We start from the raw sequence: 20,732 nt of genomic DNA, 5'->3' as shown, positions 1-20,732 counted from the left end.
CTGAACCGGCGGTGAAAAGCGGTCCGGGAAAGGGGGGCGAGGCGGTAGCGGGGTGAATGAAAGATTGACGCCAGAATAGTGGCTATTTAGTATTTTGCCATCAAATTGATATCACTTTTGCTGATGTTCTGTTTCTTTTGACCCGCTTTTCTCTGCTGCGGATCGATGGATTACCAGTTCGATCTTGCCTCGCGAAATCAATTATCGCTCGCCGTGGGCCTTCGGGATGAAGGCCTTTGGGGTTTTTTGCTCCTGCATTGTTGAGAGACTGACATGGACGTTCGCCAACTCGCCTTTATGGCCCGCCAGCCTTCGGCTGCCCTGCAATCGCGTGACTCTTTCTGCGGCTTTTCCAAGCGCAGCCTGGCGTTCATTCTCGCCAACATGATGTTCTGGCAGCCGCTGGTGGTGATGGCCGACGGCATCGTGGTCAACGGTAGCGGCACCACACTGGGTCAGGCCGGCAATGGCGTGCCCATCGTCAACATTGCCGCCCCCAATGGCAGCGGTCTGTCCCATAACCAGTTCAGCGATTACAACGTCGGCCAGCAGGGGGTGATCCTCAACAACGCCACCAACCGCACCCAGTCCACCCAATTGGGGGGGATCATCCTCGGCAACCCCAACCTGGGTGGCCGCGCGGCCAATGTGATCCTCAACGAGGTCAACGGCGGCAGCCCCAGCCAGCTCAAGGGCTACACCGAAGTGGCTGGACAGTCGGCCCATGTCATCGTTGCCAACCCTTACGGGGTGAGCTGCAACGGCTGCGGCTTCATCAACACCCCGAAAGCCACCCTGACCACCGGCAAGCCGGTGATCGAGAACGGCCAGCTCCAGCGTTACCAGGTGGATCAAGGCAGCGTCGCCATTGAAGGCGCGGGGCTCAACGCGAGCAATATCGACCAGTTCGAAATCATCACCCGCAGCGCGAAAATCAACGCCGAGATCCAGGCCCAGCACCTGGCGGTGATCGCCGGGGCCAACGATGTCGACGCCAAGACCTTGAACGCCACGGCGCGGACCGCCAACCCGGCGGATGCGCCGCAACTGGCCATCGACAGCAGTGCCCTGGGCGGCATGTATGCCGGGGCTATCAAGCTGGTGGGGACTGAGGCCGGGGTGGGGGTGAAACTCGACGGCAAACTGATCGCCAGTGGCGGTGATATCCAACTGGATGCCAACGGTCAGTTGCGCATGGCCGACGCCACCGCCGAAAAGGGCGCGGTGGCGATCAAGGCCGGCAGCCTCGATGCCCAGGGCGCGGTCTACGCCGGCAGCGAGCTCAAGGTGCAGACCCGGGGCGACCTGAGCAGCCAGAAAACCCTCGCCGCCCGGGACCGCATCAGCCTCGACAGCGGTGGCCAGTTGAGCAACCAGGGCATCATCGAGGCCGGGGTCAATGCCGACAACAGCCGCAACCCCGACGCGGACATCACCCTCACCGCCCAGAATCTCGACAACCGCGGCAAGAGCATCGTCGCCAGCCGCGATCTGACGGTCACGACCAGGCAGACCCTGGACAATCGGGGCGGGACCTTGAGCGGGCAACGTCAGGTGACGCTCGGTGCCGGCACCCTGGACAACCAGAATCAGGGCCGGGTGCTCAGTAGCGATGCGTTGGTGCTGCAAGCCGGGCAACTGCTGAATCACAACGCCTTGATCACCAGTGATGGCGAGCTCAAGGCCCATGTCGGCCACCTGGGCAATGACCATGGTGAGCTGAGTAGCCTGACCCAACTCACCCTGCAAGTGACCTCGCTGGACAACGTCGCCGGGCTGGTGATGGCGGGCGACACCCTGGACATCAGCGCCAGCGGGAAGATTAGCAACCAGGGCGGGGCCCTGGGGGCGGAGCAGCTGCTGAAGGTGCGCGCGGGGGACCTGGACAACAGCAAGGCCGGCAATCTGCGCAGCGAGGGGCGCCTCAGTGCCGAGGTCGCCGGACGTCTCGACAATCAGGACAAGGGACTGATCCAGGCCACCGGAGTCGTTGAGGTACAGGCCGGGCATCTGGATAACCGCAAGGGCAGGGTTTCCGCCGGCGACACCTTGCAGGTCAGTGGCGAGACGGCGGACAACCGCGGCGGGGTGATGCGGGCGGACCAGGCCCTGAACCTGCTGAGCCGCGAGCTGGACAACCGGGACAAGGGCCGCCTGGAAAGCCAGGCCGCGGTGAGGGTAGAAGGTCGCCGGCTGGACAACAGCGGCGGCCTGCTCAGCGCCACCTCCGGCCTGGCGCTCAAGACCCGGGAAGTGCTCAACAACGGTGGCCGTATCGCCAGCAAGAGCGACCTGCAGGCCCAGGTCGACAGCCTGCGCCAGCAGGGCGGCGAACTGGTGGCCGAGGGCGACCTGCACCTCACAGGTCAGCACCTGGACAACCGCGACAAAGGCCTGGTGGCGTCCCTCAAGGCCCTGACCCTGGACGTCGCTGAAGTGGACAACCGTGGCGGTGCGCTGTCGGGCCGGGGCGAGCTGCAGATCAACGGCCAGGGGCTGAACAACAGCGACGGCGGCAAGGTCCTGGCCGATGATCGCCTGCTGCTCAAGGTGGCCCGGGTGATCAACCAGAACCAGGGGCTGCTGTTCAGCAAGCAGGGGCTGAATCTCAGCGGCAGTAGCCTGGACAACAGCGGCGGCCAGCTGGTGAGTCAGCAGCCCTTGCTGCTGACCCTGAGCGCAGCCCTGGACAACCAGCGAGGCCTGATCAGCGGCGAAGACCTGCTGACCCTCAAGGTGGGCAGCCTGGACAACCGGGGTGGCCGCCTGACCGGCGCCCAGGCCCTGAGCATCGACAGCCGCGGGGCGCTGCTCAACCAGGCTGGCGCCATCGTCGCCGAGCAAGGCCTGGCCCTGGACAGCGCCAGCCTGAACAACAGCGGCAAGGGTGTGATCAGCGCCAAGGCCGACGCGCGCCTGAGCACCGGGGACTTCGACAACAGCCAGGGCGGCAGCTTCACCAGTGCCGGGCAGTTGACCCTGACCACCGCACAACTGACGAACCACCAGGGTCGGATCGGCAGCGATCAGGCACTGAGCGCCAGTGTCAGCGGTCTGGATCAGCAGGGCGGCGAGCTGTTCAGCAACGCTGACCTGACCCTGGACCTCAATCACGGACAGTTGAACAACCAGGGCGGCAACCTGCACACCCCCGGGCAACTGCTGTTGCGCAACCTCGATCAGGTGGACAACCGCGGTGGCGAGATCTCCGGGGCCAAGGCCTTCAGCCTGAACGCGCGGCAACTGGACAACAGTGGCGGCAAGGTCCTGAGCAACCAGGCGCTGACCCTGCGCATCGAACAGGCCCTGGTCAACGTCAAGGGCCTGATGACGGCGGCGGCGCTGGACAGTCGCAGCACTCGACTGGACAACCGCGAGGGCGAGCTGCACAGCCGTGGCGACCTGCAGTTGCAGGTCACCGAGGCGGCCGACAACCAGGGCGGAGTGATCCTGGCCGACGCCCAACTGACTCTCAAGGCCGGCACCCTGGATAACCGCCAGGACGGCCTGCTGGGGGCGACCCGGCAGCTTGACCTGAACATCGAGCAACTGGACAACCGTGGCGGTGAGCTGTCCAGCCAGCAGATCGGCCTGGTCGGCGAGCGCCTGGACAACAGTGCTGCCGGGCGGGTACTGGCCAGCGGCGACCTGACGCTGACCGTGGCCCAGGTCATCAACCAGAGCCTGGGGCTGATTAGCGCGGACCAGGGCCTGAGCCTCAACGGCACGAGCCTGGACAACCAGGGCGGGGATCTGGTGGGGCGGCAGCGCCTGGACCTGGCGCTTGCCGGCGACCTCGACAACCATCAAGGCCGCATCAGCAGCGAAGGCGGCCTGGACATTCAGGTGCGCAACCTCGGCAATCGCCAGGGCAGTCTGTCCAGCGCGGGCGCCCTGCAGATCAGCGCCCGGGAGACCCTGGACAACCGCGGCGGCAAGCTGCTGAGCGACGCTGCGCTGACCCTGTCCAGCGCGCGCCTGGACAACCAGCAACAGGGCGTTATCAGCAGCAAGGCCAAGCTGGCACTGGACACTGGCGAACTGGACAACAGCCAGGGCGGCAACCTCAACAGCGGTGATGCACTGAACCTGACCGCGACCCAGGTCAACAACGACCAGGGCAGCATCGGCAGCGCCAAGGCCTTGCAGGCCTCGGTCAGTGGCCTGCAGCAGCAAGGCGGCAAGCTGTTCAGCAAGACCGCCCTAAGCCTGGACCTCAATCACGGCACGCTGAACAACCAGGGCGGCTTCATCAACGCCCCCGGTCCACTGGTGCTGAGCAACCTGGGCACGGTGAACAACCGCCAGGGTGAAATCTCCAGCGAGCAGGCCTTCGAGCTGGCGGCGCACAGCCTGGACAACAGCGCCGGGCAACTGCTCAGCCATCAGGCGCTGACCCTGCGTATCGACGGCGCGCTGACCGCGCTCAAGGGCAAGATTGCCGCTGCCGCCCTGCAGATTGATGCCGGCAGCCTGGACAACAGCGGCTCGCTACTCAGCGACCACGACCTGGGCCTGAGGGTCGCCGGTGCGCTGCACAACCAAGGGCTGATCCAGTCCGCCGGGCACTTGCAACTCAGCGCCAAGGGCCTGGGCAATCAGGGCGGCAAGCTATTGGGTGGCACGGGATTGAGCATCGACCTGGGACCGCAGACCTCGGACCTGGACAACCGCCAGGGCCTGATCAACACCCAGGGCGTGCTGAGCATCGCCCACCTGCGGGACCTGCAGAACCGCGAAGGTGAAATCTCCAGCGCCCAGGGCTTCAACCTGGCCGGGCGCAACCTGGACAACAGCGCCGGCACGCTGATCAGCAACCAGCAGCTAGGGGTCGAGGCTGCGCAGCTGACCAACCAGCAGGGGCTGGTCTCCGGCTGGCAGGGGCTCAACCTCAGCGGTGGCAGCCTGGACAACCGCCAGCAGGGCACCCTGTCGAGCCTGCTGGGGGAGCTGAATATCGACCTCAGCGGTGCTTTGCTCAACAGTGCGCAAGGCGGGCTGGCCAGCCAGGGTCGGCTGACCCTCAAGGCCGCCAGCCTGGACAACAGCGACAAGGGCATCGTCACCAGCAAGGGCGAGCAGCAACTGATCCTCGGCAGTGGCGGTTTGAACAACGCCCGGGGCGGGCTGATTGAAAGCAGCGCCAGCCTCGACATCGGCGCCGGCGACCTGGACAACCAGGGCGGCCGTCTCAGCGCCGCGGGTGCCCTGAGCTTCACCGGCAACAGCCTGAACAACCAGGGTGGCAGCCTGCGCAGCGAAGGCGCGGTGACCCTCGACCTGCTGGGCGCCCTGGTCAATGCCCAGGGCCAGCTGGCCGCCAGTGGTCCGCTGCTGCTCAAGCGTTCGAGCCGGATCGACAACCAGGGCGGGCAACTGATTAGCCAGAACCTGATGACCCTGTTCAGCGCCAGCCTGGACAACAGCAATCGCGGCACCCTGGCCGCCAACGGTGCGCTGCAAGTCACCACCACTGGCCAATTGAGCAACCAGGGTGATGGCCTGATCTATAGCCGCGATGCCGGTTTGAGTCTCAATGCCGGCAGCCTGAACAATGCCCAGGGAGCGATCCAGAGCGCCAAGGCCCAGACCCTGGCCATGACCGGGGCCATCGACAACCAGGGCGGCAAGCTGATCGCCGAAGACGGCGACCTGCGTATCCAGGGCGCCAACCTGGACAGCCGCGGCGGGGTGCTGTCGAGCCTCAAGGGACTGTTTGAGGCACGTGTCTTGGGGCAACTGAACAACCATGGCGGCCAGGTCGAGGCCCGGAGCCTGGACCTGCAGGCCCTGGCCGGGATCGATAACGGTGGCGGGCGCATGGCGGCCAAGGGCGGCGATCTGCTGCTCAACAGCGGTGGCGCGGGGGTGGATAACAGCAACGGCGGGCTGTACGCCAGCGGGCGGGTCAAGGCCAGTGGCCACTCGCTGAACAACAGTGTGGGGCAGATCAACGGCCAGCACATCGACCTGGATTTCAAGGGGCCAGTGAACAACCGTGGCGGCCTGATTGAAAGCCGCGAGAGCCTGGCCCTGCGAGGCGCCAGCCTCGACAACCAGGGCGGCAAGCTGCGGGCCCTGGCGACCGGGGGCAAGACCGAACTGCAGATCGGTGGCCAGTTCGACAACCGCAACGGCCTGCTGGAAACCGCCAACACCGACCTGACCCTGGCGGCGTCGGACTTCCTCAATCAGGGCGGCAGCCTGCTGCACCTGGGAGAAGGCAACTTCGATATCGCCACCGGTAATGTGATCAATGCTGGCGGCAGCCTGATCACCCGTGGCGGCCTGACCCTCACTGCCGACAGCTGGACCAACAGCAGCGTGATCCAGGCCGGACGCTTGAACCTCAACGTCAACCAATTCGCCCAGACCGCCAGCGGCCAGCTGCTGGCCAGCCAGCACTTGCAGGCCCGGGGCGGCAACTGGAGCAACGACGGGTTGCTGGCCAGCGATGGCAGCCTGGACCTGCAGATCGGCGGCACCTATTCCGGCAATGGCCGGGTGTCCAGCCTGGGCGACATGACCTTCGCTGCTGCTCAGGTGAACCTGGGCAGTGCCGGCAGCATCGCTGGCGGCGCTGATACCCGGGTCAACATCGGCGGGCAACTGAACAACGCCGGGCGCCTGACTTCCAACGCCACACTCACGGTGAATGCCGGCGGTGTGCTCAACACCGGCACCCTGGGCGGCGCCCAGGACCTGAGCCTGACCACCCCAACCCTGGTCAACGACCATGGATTTGTCTTCAGCGGCCAGAACGCCAGCCTCAACGTCAACACCCTGACCAACAGCTATGGCGAGTTCTACAGCCTGGGCGGCCTGACCGTGGCCGGCATGGCGGCCGGCACCTCGGCCCAAAGCCTGAAGAACATCTCCGGCAACATCCAGAGCGGTGGCGATATCAATATTGCTGCCCTGGATCTGGTCAACGATCGTGAAAAATACGAGGCCAGCCAGCAGATTACCGATGGCCGCATGACCATCCGCTGCGCCCAGCACTGTGGCGGCGGCGCCAGTTGGGTCCGGGGGCCGGTGTTTATCTACCGGACAGTGGAAGGGGTGGTGAGCAGCGACTCGCCGCAGTCGACCCTGAATGCGGGAGGCAACCTGACGGTCAACAGCAGCAGTTTCCTCAACCGCTACAGCACCGTGTCGGCAGGCAATGACCTGACCATCACCAGCGGCGCTATCACCAACCAGGCCTCCTTGGTGGCGTCCGGTTCTTCCGGCTATGAAGTCGGTGCCGGGGTCAAGATCAAGCGCGGGCTGTTCTTCCAGCTGGCCCGTGACGTGCAAGCCTATGATCGGGCGCACCCCCAGGGCAGTGCCTTCAACCCGCAGGATTTCGCGGCCCTGGTGGCCAAGTTCAACCCGGGGATCTTCTATGGCATCGACCGGCCGGTAGAGACCTCGACCCTGAGTTCTTCCTCCGCGCCGGCCATCATTCAGGCCGGTGGTAAGGCCCGGCTCACGGCGGCCAACGACATCAGCAGCATCAGCGTGATCAAGAGCGCCATTGCCGTGGGCGATCGCGCCCGGGACACCGGCGTGGGGGCGGCGAGCAAGCCGCTGATGGTGGTGCTCAACTCCCAGCTGCCGCCGGACCTGGCGCAGCAGCAGGTCAATCCCCTGAGCCTGCCGAACTTCAGCCTGCCTTCGGGGCAGAACGGGCTGTTTCGCTTGAGTGGCCAGGGGGGCACCGCGCAGCCTGCGGGCCCGGCGCACAGCTGGAACATGGGGGGCGCCAGCCTGGAACTGACCTCGCGTCAGGCCGGGCCGGAGCCGATCCGCCCTCGGGACCTGAGCAGTCAACCGCTGCCGCAGGTGGCCCTGGGCGCCCGTGAGCTGAATCTGCAGGATCACCAGGCCACCGGCGTCGATGGCCGCACCGCAGCGGTCCAGGTCAGCGCGACGGCGGCGGACTCGCCGCTGGGCGTGCTGCCCGTGGGCGGCACCGGCAACCAGAGCGTCAGCCGGGTCCAGGGCCTGCCGGACAGCAGCGTGCGCAGCAATCCCCACAAATACCTGATCGAAACCAACCCGCTGCTCACCGACCTCAAGCAGTTCATGAGCTCCGATTATCTGCTGTCGAACCTCGGGTATGACCCGGACCAGAGTGCCAAGCGCCTGGGTGACGGCTTCTATGAGCAGCGGCTGATCCAGCAGGCGGTGACGGCGCGTACCGGCCAGCGGTTCCTCGATGGCCAGAACAGTGACGAGGGCATGTTCAAGTACCTGATGAACAACGCCATCGCCAGCAAGGATTCGCTCAACCTCGCGGTGGGCGTGACCCTGACCTCCCAGCAAGTGGCGGCCCTGACCCACGACATCGTCTGGCTCGAAGAGCAGGAGGTGAACGGCGAGAAGGTGCTGGTGCCGGTGCTGTACCTGGCCAACGCCAACAACCGCCTGGCGGCCAACGGCGCCCTGGTCCAGGGCCGGGACGTGACCCTGATTGCCGGTAAGGACCTGGTCAACTCCGGGACCTTGCGTGCCAGTGAGAACCTGAGTGCGACCACCGGCAACAACCTGGTCAATGGTGGCCTGATCGAGGCCGGCGAGCGCCTCAACCTGCTGGCCGGGGACAATCTGGTCAACCGCGCGGGCGGCATCATTGCCGGGCGCGATGTGACGGTCCGCGCCCTGGGCGGGGACGTGATCAACGAGCGCAGCATCAGCACGTTCCAGAGCAACCCTGGGAGCACCACCCAGCGCCTGGACTACGCCAACAACGCGGCGCGGATCGAGGCCGGCAATAACCTGAGTGTGCAGGCGGGCCGCGATATCAATAACGTCGGCGGGGTGCTCAGCAGTGGTGCCGACATCGCCCTGGTGGCGGGGCGCGACGTCAACCTGACGTCGGCCCGGGAGCACGACAAAATCACCCGCGATCGTTACTTGAACGAAAGCGTCACTCAGCATGGTTCCAGCGTCAGTGCCGGGCGTGACATCGCAGTCAGCGCCGGACGCGACCTGACGGCAGTCGCCAGCCAGATCGAGGCCAAGCGGACCATCGCCATGGATGCCGTGGGGGACATGACCCTGGCCTCGGCCGCGGATGAGCAGCACAGCTACTCCAAGACCAAGAAGGTCACCCGCCAGGAAGATCATGAGCGTCAGGTCGGCACTTCTCTCACTGCCGGGGCCGATGTGGTCCTCAGTGCGGGCAAGGACCTGAGCCTGATCTCCAGTCGCATCAGCGCCGGCAACGAAGCCTACCTGGTGGCCGGTGACGACCTGGAACTGCTGGCCGCCCAGGACAGCGACTACTCGCTGTACGACATGAAGAAGAAGGGCAGTTGGGGGCGCAAGAAAGCGCGCCACGACGAGGTGACCCAGGTCACCCACGTTGGCAGCCAGATCAGCACTGGCGGCGACCTGACCCTCAAGAGCGGCGGCGACCAGAAGTACCAGGTGGCCAAGCTGGAAAGCGCCAAGGACCTGACCCTGGACAGTGGCGGCGCGATCACCTTCGAGGGGGTCAAGGACCTGCATGACGAGACCCATACCAAGAGCAAGAGCGATCTCTCCTGGTACTCGATGAAGGGCAAGGGTCGCACCGATGAAACCCTGCGCCAGAGCACCCTGGTGGCCCAGGGCAATCTGCTGATCAAGGCGGCCGATGGCATGCGCATCGATATCCGCCAGGTCGACCAGCAGACGGTCAGCCAGACCATCGATGCCATGGTTCAGGCCGATCCGGGCCTGGCGTGGATGAAGGACGCCCAGGCGCGTGGGGATATCGACTGGCGCCAGGTCAAGGAAATCCACGAAAGCTTCAAATACGACTCCTCGGGTCTCGGCGCGGGGGCCAAGCTGGTAGTCGCGATTCTGATGTCCCTGGCCATGGGCCCGGCGGGCCTTGGCCTGGCAGCGCCCCAGGCGGCGGTGGCCGGCAGCCTGGCCACCACCGGGGTCAGCAGCACCATCAGCAACAAGGGCAACCTGGGCTTGGCACTCAAGGAAACCTTCAGCGCCGACAGCCTGAAAAACGCCGCCATTGCCGGGTTCACCGCCGGTGCCTTCGAGTACGCCGATGCCAACTGGTTCGGCGGTGCGGACAGCGCCGGAGCGGGTACTGCAGTCCCGGGCACCGAGGGCAGCACGGCCTCGACCTTGCAGAATGCCAACCCGTCCAAGGACATCTTCCGCTGGAGCACGGCGGCCGACACCGTGACCCGCACCACGGGCCGGGCGCTGATCTCCAGCGGCATCTCCACGGCGATCGGGGGTGGCAGCTTTGGCGACAACTTTGGTGCGGCCTTGCTCGGCGAGGCGGGCAACGTGGCCATGGCGACGGGGTTCAACTGGGTCGGCGACAACGTCCGCTTCCCCAATGGCGGTCTCGAGAAGATCGTCGCCCACGCCCTGATGGGCGGTCTGCTGGCGGAAGCCACGGGCGGCGATTTCAAGACTGGCGCCGCGGCAGCCGGTTTGAACGAGGCCCTGATCAACCAACTGGCGAGCGTGGCCGACGGCAACAAGGACCTGCAGTTGGCGCTGTCACAATTGACCGGCCTGGTGGCAGCTGCGGCAGTGGGCAAGGACCTGGACAAAGGGGCGCAGATTGCCCAGATGGCCACGGCCTACAACTATCTGTTCCACGAGGAAATACTCGAGAAAGACCGCAAGCTGAGTGCCTGTACGACGAAAACCGAATGCGACGGCATTCGCGACTACTACCGCAATCTGGATGAGACCCGGAACAAGGAGTTTCCGCAGCTTTGCCAGCAGAACCCGACACTGTGCCAGGCGGTATTCGAGCGCCTCAGGTCCGAGGAAGGGACCAATCAGCAATGGATGAGCGACCTGCGCAAATCGGACCGGCCCGACCTGTTTGCTCAGTTGACCGATCTGTATCTTGTCATGGGCAACAATCAGGTCGCGCTCAATCGTTACATTGCCAACGCTCAGCGGGACAAGTATGGAACCCTGGGGGTGGTGGCTGCCGACTACATCCTCGAGGCCGCGGACCCCAGGTCAAAACTCTTCACCCCGGGCGGTGGCGCCAAGGGGCTGGCGGATGGGATCAAGCGCGGTATCGTTGGCGGCGGGGCCGGCCAGAACGGCGGCATCAAGCATGTCTATGATTCGCTGCGCAAAGCGCCGGAGTACCCCGTGGGCTTCAAGGAGCGCGCCGGAGGAACCACCCGCAATGCGGTCAAGAACGTGGAGGCGCTGGCTGACTTGCGCAAGGTGGAGCCCGGCAAGTGGAGCAAGGTGTACAAGGATGGTTTCGATAACGCGGGTGCACGGGTCTCGGTGCACTATTTCCAGAGTGAAAGTGGCAAGGTCTTCAACGTGAAGACCAAGAACGGTTGGAGTAATACCCGGTGAAGGAAATATCGTTGATGGTTGAAGCTCTGGGCTCTGAACAGGCCACCCGGCTGGTGTGCACGCTGGCGATTGGCTTGTTGACGTCGTTGCGCACCGAGGCCATCTCCCTGGAGGAGGCCGAGTGGATCCTGTTCACGCCGCGTACCGCAAGCATTTTGCAGGACAAGGGGCTATCGCCCGAGCTCTGTAATCTGATCATGGAGGCATGCGAACTGGAGGATGTGCAGAGCCTGAGGCCGGATCGCCTGGAGGCCAATGTGCAACAACTGGCCGAGCGTTTTGCATCGATCCTGCAAAGCGATCCCGGTTATGCCCACAGAGCCAGTGAAAAGATCCGTCGGGAAGACTTGTATGTCATCCGTTAGTCCTCGACCTGCTGAACTTCGTGTTGCTGCTTGCTCATCTGATCAGCAATCCGCGCTTGCTCGGCGAAGTCAGGGGAGGGGTAGCTGTTGCTGATGCCCGTGTTGGCGCCGCTAGTGACGCTGTTGCGGATCTTCCTGGCCGCCGCCATGACCTGCTGGCTGACCGCGCGTTTGTTCCTGCCGCAGCAGGGTCCTGGTCCCGCCGTGGCCAAGTGATTCACGTGCCCCCGGTTGCCGTTACAGGCAGCCGGGTGGGGGCGCGCCACGAAGTATCCAGCACTCGGATCGCCGCTGGAGATTGTCCTGGGCTCGGCCAAGGTCCAGCGTCTCAACCTGATCTGGCATCGCCAGCAACAGCTGGCGTCGGGGGCAGTGGTTGCACGGAAATATCAGCGCGATTGCCCCTGCGGCGCAGGTATGAAGAGCACAGGCTCGGCCCCGAAAAAAAGCCACTGATGCGGGCTTCTTAGTTGTTGCAGGCCCTTCGGGCCAAGGCTTTCGGGGGGCTCGAGGCCGAACGTCTTGATGGGCCTCCGGTTTGCAATCAAGAATCTTCTCGGTCACGCCCGAGAGCCGTCCTATCTCATTCACAAGTTAACGTTTGTAGGCTTTCCAGGCCTTGAGGAGCAAGGCAAACGTCAAACACGAGATAGGTATAAAACCCATGAAATTCATCAAGTCCGCACTGTCTGTCGCTGTGTGCTGTGTCGCTGCCCAGGCCATGGCGGCCGACGGCGAAATCAACTTCACCGGCTCGATTACTGCCAATACCTGTTCGGTGAGTGTCGGCGACCTCAACGGCGGTGCCGGCGTTAATGTTTCCCTGGGCAACGCGCCCGCCCTGTCACTGAAAAAGGCCGGCGATACCGCTGGCGCCGGTTCCTTTGCCCTGAGCATGACGGCACCGAAGGACGACAAGGATTGTGTGCTGACCGGCAAGACCGCCACCGTGCGCTTTCTCAGCATGAACGGTGCCGCCGGCCCCAACGGTGAGTGGTTGGCCCTGGAGGGCGCAGGCGGCGCCGGGGTGGCCAAGAACGTCGCGGTGCAGATTCGCGACGCCAAGGGCGTGGACGTGCAACTGGGCCGGGCTTCCAGCGAGTACGCGGACCTGACCCAACCGATGCGTTTCACCGCCAACTACATCGCCACCGGTGAAGCCACGCCGGGCACCGCCAACGCCAAGGCGTCCTTTAGCGTCGACTACAAGTAAGCGCGTTCCGGCCGAGGCTCCTGCCTGTGACTTGGGGGCCTCGGCATGCCCTGTTCCCTGCCTCAGGTTCTGATCGATATGACTACTTTCCCTCGCTTTCGCGGCGCGCTGCTGTGTGCGTCCCTGGCGCTGCTCTGGCCCGTCTCCCAGGCCAGCGCCGGCATCATGCTCAATGGCACGCGGATCATCCTCAACGCCGATGAACGCAGTGCCTCGACCATCGTCTCCAACCTCACCAGCAGCGATTACGCGGTGCAGACCTGGGTCAATGACGCCGCGGACAGCAAGGGCTCGCTCAGCCCGTTCATCGCCATGCCGGCGCTGTTCAAGGTGCGTGCGGGCGAGGAGCAGGTGGTACGGATCATCAAGACGCCCGGGCAACTGCCGGAGGATCGGGAGTCGGTGTTCTATTTCAATGCCCAGGAAATTCCCCTGCTGGAGCAAAAGCAGGAGAACACCCTGAAAGTGGCGGTGCGCACCCGGGTCAAGCTGTTCTATCGGCCCGGCCACTTGCCGGGCAGCGCTCAGGACGCGCCCGGCCAGTTGACCTGGAAACTCCTGGCGCAACCGTCGGGAACGGTGTTGCAGGTGACCAACCCGAGTGCCTATCACATCACTTTCATCGCTATCCGGGTGATGGATGGCGACACCCCGATCGAGCTGCAGGACGTCGACATGGTGGCCCCCAAGTCCACCCAGGACTTCCCTCTCAAACGCCGGCTCAAGTCCGGCAGCGCCACTGTGGAATTCTCGATCATCAATGACTACGGGGGTTACAGCGATCCGTTGAAGTCCAGTGCGACATTTTGAGCCGATGACGTGCCTACGGAATGAAACCAGCGCATTCATGCAGAGGGTCAAGTTCGGGATGTGTGTGTGTTTGAAAAACTGGGTCGGTTGTTTGGCCGGATCGCTATTGTTGGCCGCGCTCAAGAACAGCGCAGTAGTCGCCGCAGAGTTCGATAGCGGATTCGTGGCGGATTTTGGCGGCAGCGGTGCGCTGAAAAGCGATCTCGAAGCCATGCTCCATGAGCAGGACGTGGGCCCGGGCCGCTACCTGGTGGAGATCAGTCTCAACCGTGATTATTTTGCCCAGCGCGACCTCAGCTTTGTCCCCGGCGACAAGGGCCTCAAGGCCTGCCTGCCGCAGGCACTGCTGACGGAAATGGGAGTCAAGCTGCCTCCCTTGCAGGCCCCCGGCATCGATGAGCAATGCCTGGACTTGCCCGGGCTGGTGCAAGGCGCGAGCGTGAATTTCGACAGCCGCCAGCTCCGGCTGGACATCAGCGTGCCGCAGATAGCCATGAACCGCGATGCTCGGGGCTATGTGGCGTCCGAAGAGTGGGACAGCGGGGTCAATGCCGGCTTTCTCAACTATCAGTTCTCCGGATCCCAGAGCAGGAACCCGCAGCGCAACGCGGCCAACTATTACCTCTACCTCAATGGCGGTCTCAACCTCGGCGACTGGCGCCTGCGCTCCAGTTCGTCCTATCGCAAGGACGGCACCTGGGAGCGTGCCGCCAGCTATGTGCAACGCGACCTGCCGGGGACCCTGGGCAGCCTGACCCTGGGTGAAAGCGTGACCCCGGGGGACACCTTCCAGAGTGTGCCGTTTCGTGGCGTGCAACTGGCCAGCGACACGCAGATGCTGCCCGACTCGCTGCAGGGCTATGCGCCGGTGATCCATGGCGTGGCCCAGAGCCAGGCCCGGGTCGAGGTGCGTCAGCACGGCTATTCGCTGTACAGCACCTTCGTCTCCCCGGGGCCTTTCGAGATCCGCGACCTCAACGCCGCGTCCGGCAGTGGTGACCTGGAGGTGATCATCACCGAGGCCGATGGCAGCGAGCGGCGTTTCATCCAGCCTTACGCGACCTTGGGCAACCTGCTGCGCGACGGCACCTGGCGCTACAGCGTCAGCGCCGGCCAGTACCATGAGCCGGGCTCGCAGGTGGAGCAGCCGGCCTTCACCCAGGCATCCCTGGCCTATGGCATGCCGCGGGACTACACCCTGTCCCTGGGCGGGTTGCTGGGGGAGGGCTATCGCGCCTATCAAGTCGGTGTGGGCAAGGGCCTGGGCACCTTCGGCGCTTTGTCCCTGGACGTGACCCAGGCCATGACCGACACCCCGCTGGGGTCGCTCAGTGGACAGAGTTATGGCCTGCGCTACGGCAAGGCGTTCGCCACCGGCACCAACCTGCGCTTTGCCGGCTATCGCTATTCGACCCCCGGCTACCGGGACTTCAGCGAGGCCGTGAGCCAGAGCACCTGGGACAGCGATCACGATGCGGACGGCCGCTATCGGCGGGTCAGCCGGCGCAGTCGACTGGAGGCCAACCTTTCCCAGGCCTTTGCCGACAGCACGTCGTTGTACCTGAACCTGTCACAGCAGGATTACTGGAACTCGTCCCGGCAGCAACGTCAGGTGCAGTTCGGGGTCAGTGGCCAGGTGCAGCGGGTCAACCTGTCGCTGTACGCCAGCAAGAGTCTGAGCGCCAGCGATAACGAAGGCGTGCAGTTGGGCCTGACCCTGAGCTTCCCGCTGGGTCGGCACAACGCCAGCGTCAGCCTGGAGCGCAATGCCGACGGCAGCCACGATCAGCGCCTGGGCCTGAGCGGCCTGGCGGGGGACTACCACAACCTCAACTACAACCTGGACATGCTGCGCAGCGAGCATTCGGCCAACACCGGCTCGGCCTCCGTTGGCTATCGCGCGCCCTGGGCCAACCTCAATGCCGGCCTGAGCAGCAGCAGCGCCTACAAGACTGCCAACGTCGGCCTCTCCGGCTCGGTGCTGGCCCATGCCGGTGGTGTGCAACTGGGGCAGAGCCTGGGCGATACCATGGCCCTGGTGGAGGTCAAGGACACCCCCAATGTGGGGGTCAACAATGCGCCGGGCACCTTTACCGATGCCAAGGGCTACAGCCTGGTGCCCTATGTGCAGCCGTACCGGCGCAACCGCATCAGCCTGGACACCAGCAAGCTGGACGCCAACACCGACATCGACAGCGGCGTGAGCACCGTGACCCCGCGGCGCGGTGCGGTGGTGCTGGCGCGCTTCAAGGCCCGGCACACCGAGAAGGTGCTGGCCAGCGTGACCCTGCCCGGGGGCGCGGTGGTGCCGTTCGGCGCGGCGGTGCTGGATGCCGCCGGGCATAAGGTCAATGCCGTGGGCCCCATGGGCCAGGTGTTGCTGGCGGTGGGCGAGAGTCGCGACTTCCGCCTGGTCTGGGGCACCGCCGCCAGTCAGCAATGTGCCGTCACCCTGGACCTGCAACAGACCCGGGAACAGGAAGGCTTCAAGCTGGCGAACCTGCGTTGCGCGCCCTTGGGCCACTAGCGCCCGGTCCCGGCGTCAGACCCGGCCCGCAAGCTTCGGCTTGCGGGCTTTTGTTTGGCTCTGCACCCGGGCTTGGTGCGCCCTGGCTCAATGTGGCTGGGCGGAAGTGGCCAGGGTGCTGTTGAGCTGTTCCATCAGGGTCCTGACCTCCTTGCACAGATGGGCCAGGGCGTCGACGGCGGCGTTGTCCGCCAGGGCTTGCTCCAGGGTTTCGCACAAGCGCAGCAGGGCGTCGGACTGCATCATCTGCGCCGAGCTTTTCAGCTTGTGGGCCTGGCTGGCCAGGGTCTTGAAGTCGAGGCGGGCCATGGCCTCCTCCAGGGCGTGAAGGTCCTGCTGATTGCAGACGATCAGGTGGCCCAGCAGGCTGCGGCGCTTGTCCTCCGGCAGGTTGAACAGCAACAGCGCCGAACTGCCGTCTTCCACTTCCTGCGGCGTCCTGCTCTCGCTGAACAGCGGCACGTAGCGGGCCAGCATCGACACGCTTAAGGGCTTGAGCAGGCAGGCATCCATGCCGGCGGCGAGGCCGGCCTGCATGTCCTCGCCCCGGGCGCTGGCGGTGGTGCCGATGATGGTGCAGGGGGGCATGCGCATCTGCTGTTCCAGGCGGCGGATCTCTTCGGTCAGGCCGATGCCGTCCAGCTCCGGCATGTTGCAGTCGGTGATGATCAGGTCGACCTCGTTGTCCTCCCAGATGAACAGCGCCTCAAGCCCGTCGTGGGCCAGGATCGGCAGGTGGCCGAGCAGTTCGATCTGCTCCTTGAGCAGGGTCAGGCTCGGCAGGTGGTCCTCGACGATGAGGATCTTCAGGCGCCGCTGGATGGGCGCCGCCGGTTCGCTCTTGGGCAGCGCCAGTGGGGTGTCGCTGTGGGGGGCTTCTTCGGCGCAGGCGGTCAGGGTCATGGTGGTGCCCTTGCCCGGGCTGCTGTCCACCAGCAGGTCGCCATCGATGATCCGGCTCAGCGACTGGCAGATACACAGGCCGATGCCGGCGCCACTGTTGCGGTTGACGGTGACCCGGGAGAAGGGCGTGAACAGGCTGGCCATGTCGGCCGGATCGATGCCCGGGCCGGTGTCCTGCACGCTGATGGAGAAGGCGAAGCGCTGTTCGCCCAGCGCCACGCCCTGGACCCGCAGGGTGATGTCGCCACTGTCGGTGAACTTGATCGCGTTGCTCATCAGATTGGAGAGGATCTGCTTGATCTTCAGCCGGTCCAGGCGCAATGGCAGGTCGGCGCAGGCATCGAAGTGGGTGATGATCGACAAGCCCTTGCGGGTCGCCAGGCTGTCGAAGATCCCGCGGATCGAGGTCACTATCTGCCGCAGGGTGCAGGTTTCCAGGTGCAGGCGGGTCTGCCCGGATTCGATGCTGGAGATATCCAGGATGCCCCCCAGCAGCTCCAGCAGGCTGACGGCCGCCTCGTGGGCCAATTGCAGCGATTCGAGGTTCTTGCCCTGGGGCGCCTTGCGGGTCAGTACCAGCTCCAGCATGCCGATGATGGCATTCATCGGGGTCCTGATTTCGTGGCTCATGGTGGCCAGGAAGGTCGACTTGGCGCTGTTGGCCCGGTCGGCGGCCTCCTTGGCCTGGCGCAGTTCTTCGAGGATGCGCAGGCGATCGCCGATATCCAGCCAGCCGCAGACCACGCCGAACACCTGCTGCTGATCGTCGCGCAGCGGCTGGATCCAGTGGTAGATATCCAGGCTCTGGCCGCCCAGGTGCAGGGTCTGGTCTCGGGCAATCGCGCTGCCCGATCGCACCACCTGCTCATAGTCGTGCTGCCATTGATTGACCACGGTGCGGCTGAGCAGCGCGTCGAGGACCTTGCTGTTGGTGCTGGAGGTGGCGCCAGGGACGAAGGTCTGGGCGTAGGGGGTGTTGAACAGCAACAGCTCGCCGTCACGGTCACGCACGTAGATCGGGTGGGGAATGCTGTCGACGATGTTCTGGATCAGGCTCAGGCGCTCCTGCAATTGCTTGCGCACGATGGATTTCTTGAAGATCAGCTTGCGCAGGTAAAGGATCCAGATGCAGGTGGCCAGAAGCAGGACGAAGGAGGCGCTGAGCACCTGATAGACCCGCAGGGTCACCTGTTCCCAGTACTTGTTGTCGGTGGCGGCGTTGGCCCGCCAGCGTCCGGAAATGGCCGCGGTCTCGCTCGGGGAAATGCGCAGCAGGGCCTTTTCGATGATGGAAATCAGCACCTTGTTCTGCGGCTGGCTGGCGAGGCCGATCCGTGCGTTGACGCCCTTGAGCAGGCCCGAGACTTTCAGCGCGTCCTCGTATTTGTAGGACAGGTAGTAGCGGGCCTGGTTGGTGGAGGTCAGGGTGAAGTCGCTGCCGCCGTCGCGTACCCGGTTCAGGGAGTCGGCGACGTTGTCGGTGGTGTGGATCTTCAGGTGCGGGTAGTTCTGGCGGATGTGTTCCAGCAGGGCGTCGGAGGTGGGCAGGGCGATGCTCTGCTCGGGACTGTCCTTGAGGTTGAACTCCTCGGGGCCGTTGTTTCGGGTGATCAGGGTATAGGGCGTGGTGATGACCGGGCGGGTAAACAGGTACTTGCGATCCCGCGAGTCGGTTTCCGACATGATTCCCAGGTCCACTTCGCCCTTGTCGAGCAGTTCCATGGCCTTGTGCACCGAGCGGGTGCGGACGATCTCGAAGCGCAGTCCGGAGTTCAGGCGCACCAGTTCCAGAATGTCGGACATGGTGCCGCCGAACTGGCCGCTGTTGTCGAACAGCGCGTAGGGCGCGAGGTCTTCGCTGACGGCGATCCGGAAGGGCCTCTTGCTCTGCAGCAGCTGCTTTTCCTCGTTGTTGAGCACGCTGACGAATTCGTCATCGCTGCACTTGAGGGTCACCACCCACCAGTTGACCATCCGAATGATCTGGCACCGGCTGCGCGACTGCAGCTGCTGGTTGAGGATCGAGACCAGGCGCCGGTTTTGCCCGGTGTAGGCAAAGCCGATGTAGGCCTCCAGGCCGTTGACGCTGATGTTGGTCACCAGCTGATTGTTGAAGCTCTGGTTCAGCAGGTAGTTGGTGCTGACGGTGTCGCCCAGGTAGGCCTGGGCCTGCCCCTTGAGCACGGCGGCGATGGCGTCATAGGGCGACTGGTAGTTCTTGATGGTGGCGCTGCGGAAGATCTTGAAGGTGTTCTCGTCGATGAAGCCGTCGGGGGTGGAGGAAATCTGTGCCGCGGGATCGCGCAGGTCCACGTCAAGCAGGCTGCCGGTGGTGGAATACAGGGCGATCTGGGTATAGGCGTAGGGCGAGGAGATTTGTACGCCGTACTTTTCCGCCTCCGGTTGGGTGGCGGCATCCACCAGATCGATTTCTCCCGCTTGCAGTGCCTTGAAGGCGCTCATGCGGTCCGGATAGCTGCTGATCTCGAAGCGGATGTTGAGGACTTTCTGCAGCGCCAGCAGGTTTTCCGCAAGGATGCCCTCCAGCTGTTTTTTCTCGGTGAAGATGGTCAGCGGCGGGTAGTCGGGGTAGGTCACGCCGATTCTGACCGGCTTGCGCTGGCTGAGCCAGGCCCGGTCTTGCTTGGTGACCTGGGCGGAGAACTGCAGGGCTTGTCCCCGTGACGATAACTGGAAGGGGTCGGCACCCTGGACAACGGCGGGCAGCAGGGCCGTGAACAGAGTCAGGAGTAGCGTCAGGTAGATGGGGTTCATAGGGCGCAGGTCAAAGCAGATTCATTTCTTTGGCTATGCCGGCCAGCTCTATGGTAGTGCGTACCCCCAACTTGCGAAGAATGTTGATCTTGTGTCCGCTGACCGTCTTGTTGCTCAAGTGCAGACGTTCACCGATGGCCACATTACTCAGTCCCTGGACCAGTAGTTGCAAAACGATGATTTCCTTATTGGTGAGTCTCTGCGAAGCCGACTCGTTGTTCTGGCCGTGTTCCATGTAATGGGCCAGTACTTCCTTGGGGAAGTAAAGATAACCGTCATTGATGGTGTTGAGCCCCTTCACCAGTTCATCCATGTTGGCGCTCTTGTTGATGAAGCCCAGGGCTCCGGCTTGCATGCAGCGGGCCGCATAAGTGCTGGCCAATTGCGAGGTGAAGACCAGGGTCTTGATCTTGAGGTTTTCCGAGTGGATGCGTTGCAGCACCGACAGCCCGTCCAGGCTATCGAGGCCGATATCCAGCAGCAGGTACTCCGGGGCCAGGCTGCGGATCTTGGCGAGGGCGTCCAGGCCATCGGTTGATTCGGCAACGACCTGATAGCCGTGTTGCTCCAGCGTGACTCTGATTGCCCCGCAGATAATCGGGTGATCATCCACGATCAGTACGGTTCTCGTCATGGTTTCCTCATTCTGATTCTTACTTGGAGAGTGTTTATAGCGGTATAGGATAAAGCTCCGGTTTAACATCCGAATTATACCTGCGCACCCTCTTGGACAGTTCTAAAGAGCAGTGCGCTGACGGACTTTTAAGGATGTTCTTGGTTTTCTACAAGAAGCTTCTTG

At 64.1% G+C, this 20,732-nt stretch carries 8 protein-coding genes; 6 read left to right on the top strand and 2 right to left on the bottom strand.

Annotated features, from left to right (window positions below; translation table 11 throughout):
* Window positions 1-273 precede the first annotated feature (273 nt).
* The 6 genes from J5M73_RS17100 (at window position 274) to J5M73_RS17075 (ending at window position 16,255) form a co-directional block, all read left to right on the top strand.
* Window positions 274-11,340 carry a DUF637 domain-containing protein gene (locus tag J5M73_RS17100; protein ID WP_243433832.1) on the top strand — a complete coding sequence of 3,689 codons (11,067 nt, stop codon included), beginning with the start codon at window positions 274-276 and terminating at the stop codon, window positions 11,338-11,340.
* Window positions 11,341-11,354: 14 nt separating this feature from the next.
* A complete protein-coding gene (locus J5M73_RS17095; protein ID WP_102864857.1) occupies window positions 11,355-11,705 on the top strand; it encodes a DUF3969 family protein in 351 nt (116 codons plus the stop codon).
* 87 nt (window positions 11,706-11,792) lie between these two features.
* Window positions 11,793-11,921 carry a hypothetical protein gene (locus tag J5M73_RS32080; RefSeq protein WP_258009287.1) on the top strand — a complete coding sequence of 43 codons (129 nt, stop codon included), beginning with the start codon at window positions 11,793-11,795 and terminating at the stop codon, window positions 11,919-11,921.
* 448 nt (window positions 11,922-12,369) lie between these two features.
* Entirely contained in the window at window positions 12,370-12,918 is a 549-nt protein-coding gene (locus J5M73_RS17085) for a fimbrial protein (protein WP_102864858.1), read from the top strand.
* Between the two features lie 78 nt (window positions 12,919-12,996).
* Window positions 12,997-13,728, top strand: coding sequence for a molecular chaperone (locus J5M73_RS17080; protein WP_060845151.1), 732 nt, complete (start codon window positions 12,997-12,999; stop codon window positions 13,726-13,728).
* Window positions 13,729-13,837: 109 nt separating this feature from the next.
* Window positions 13,838-16,255 (top strand): fimbria/pilus outer membrane usher protein, encoded by a 2,418-nt coding sequence (locus J5M73_RS17075; RefSeq protein ID WP_243433831.1) that lies wholly within the window; start codon window positions 13,838-13,840, stop codon window positions 16,253-16,255.
* Between the two features lie 87 nt (window positions 16,256-16,342).
* Here the strand turns inward: J5M73_RS17075 and J5M73_RS17070 are convergent, their stop codons facing one another.
* A complete protein-coding gene (locus J5M73_RS17070; protein ID WP_207815912.1) occupies window positions 16,343-19,933 on the bottom strand; it encodes a transporter substrate-binding domain-containing protein in 3,591 nt (1,196 codons plus the stop codon).
* A 10-nt stretch (window positions 19,934-19,943) separates the two neighbouring features.
* Complete coding sequence (locus J5M73_RS17065) at window positions 19,944-20,567, bottom strand: response regulator transcription factor (RefSeq protein ID WP_102864861.1); 624 nt, start codon at window positions 20,565-20,567, stop codon at window positions 19,944-19,946.
* Between the last annotated feature and the right edge of the window lie 165 nt (window positions 20,568-20,732).

The organism is Pseudomonas sp. 50_B, assembly GCF_017491625.1.
In the GTDB taxonomy this organism is placed as follows: Bacteria; Pseudomonadota; Gammaproteobacteria; order Pseudomonadales; family Pseudomonadaceae; genus Aquipseudomonas; species Aquipseudomonas danubii.
Note: the sequence above shows the minus strand (reverse complement) of the source record. Positions and strands in the feature narration are given on the sequence as shown.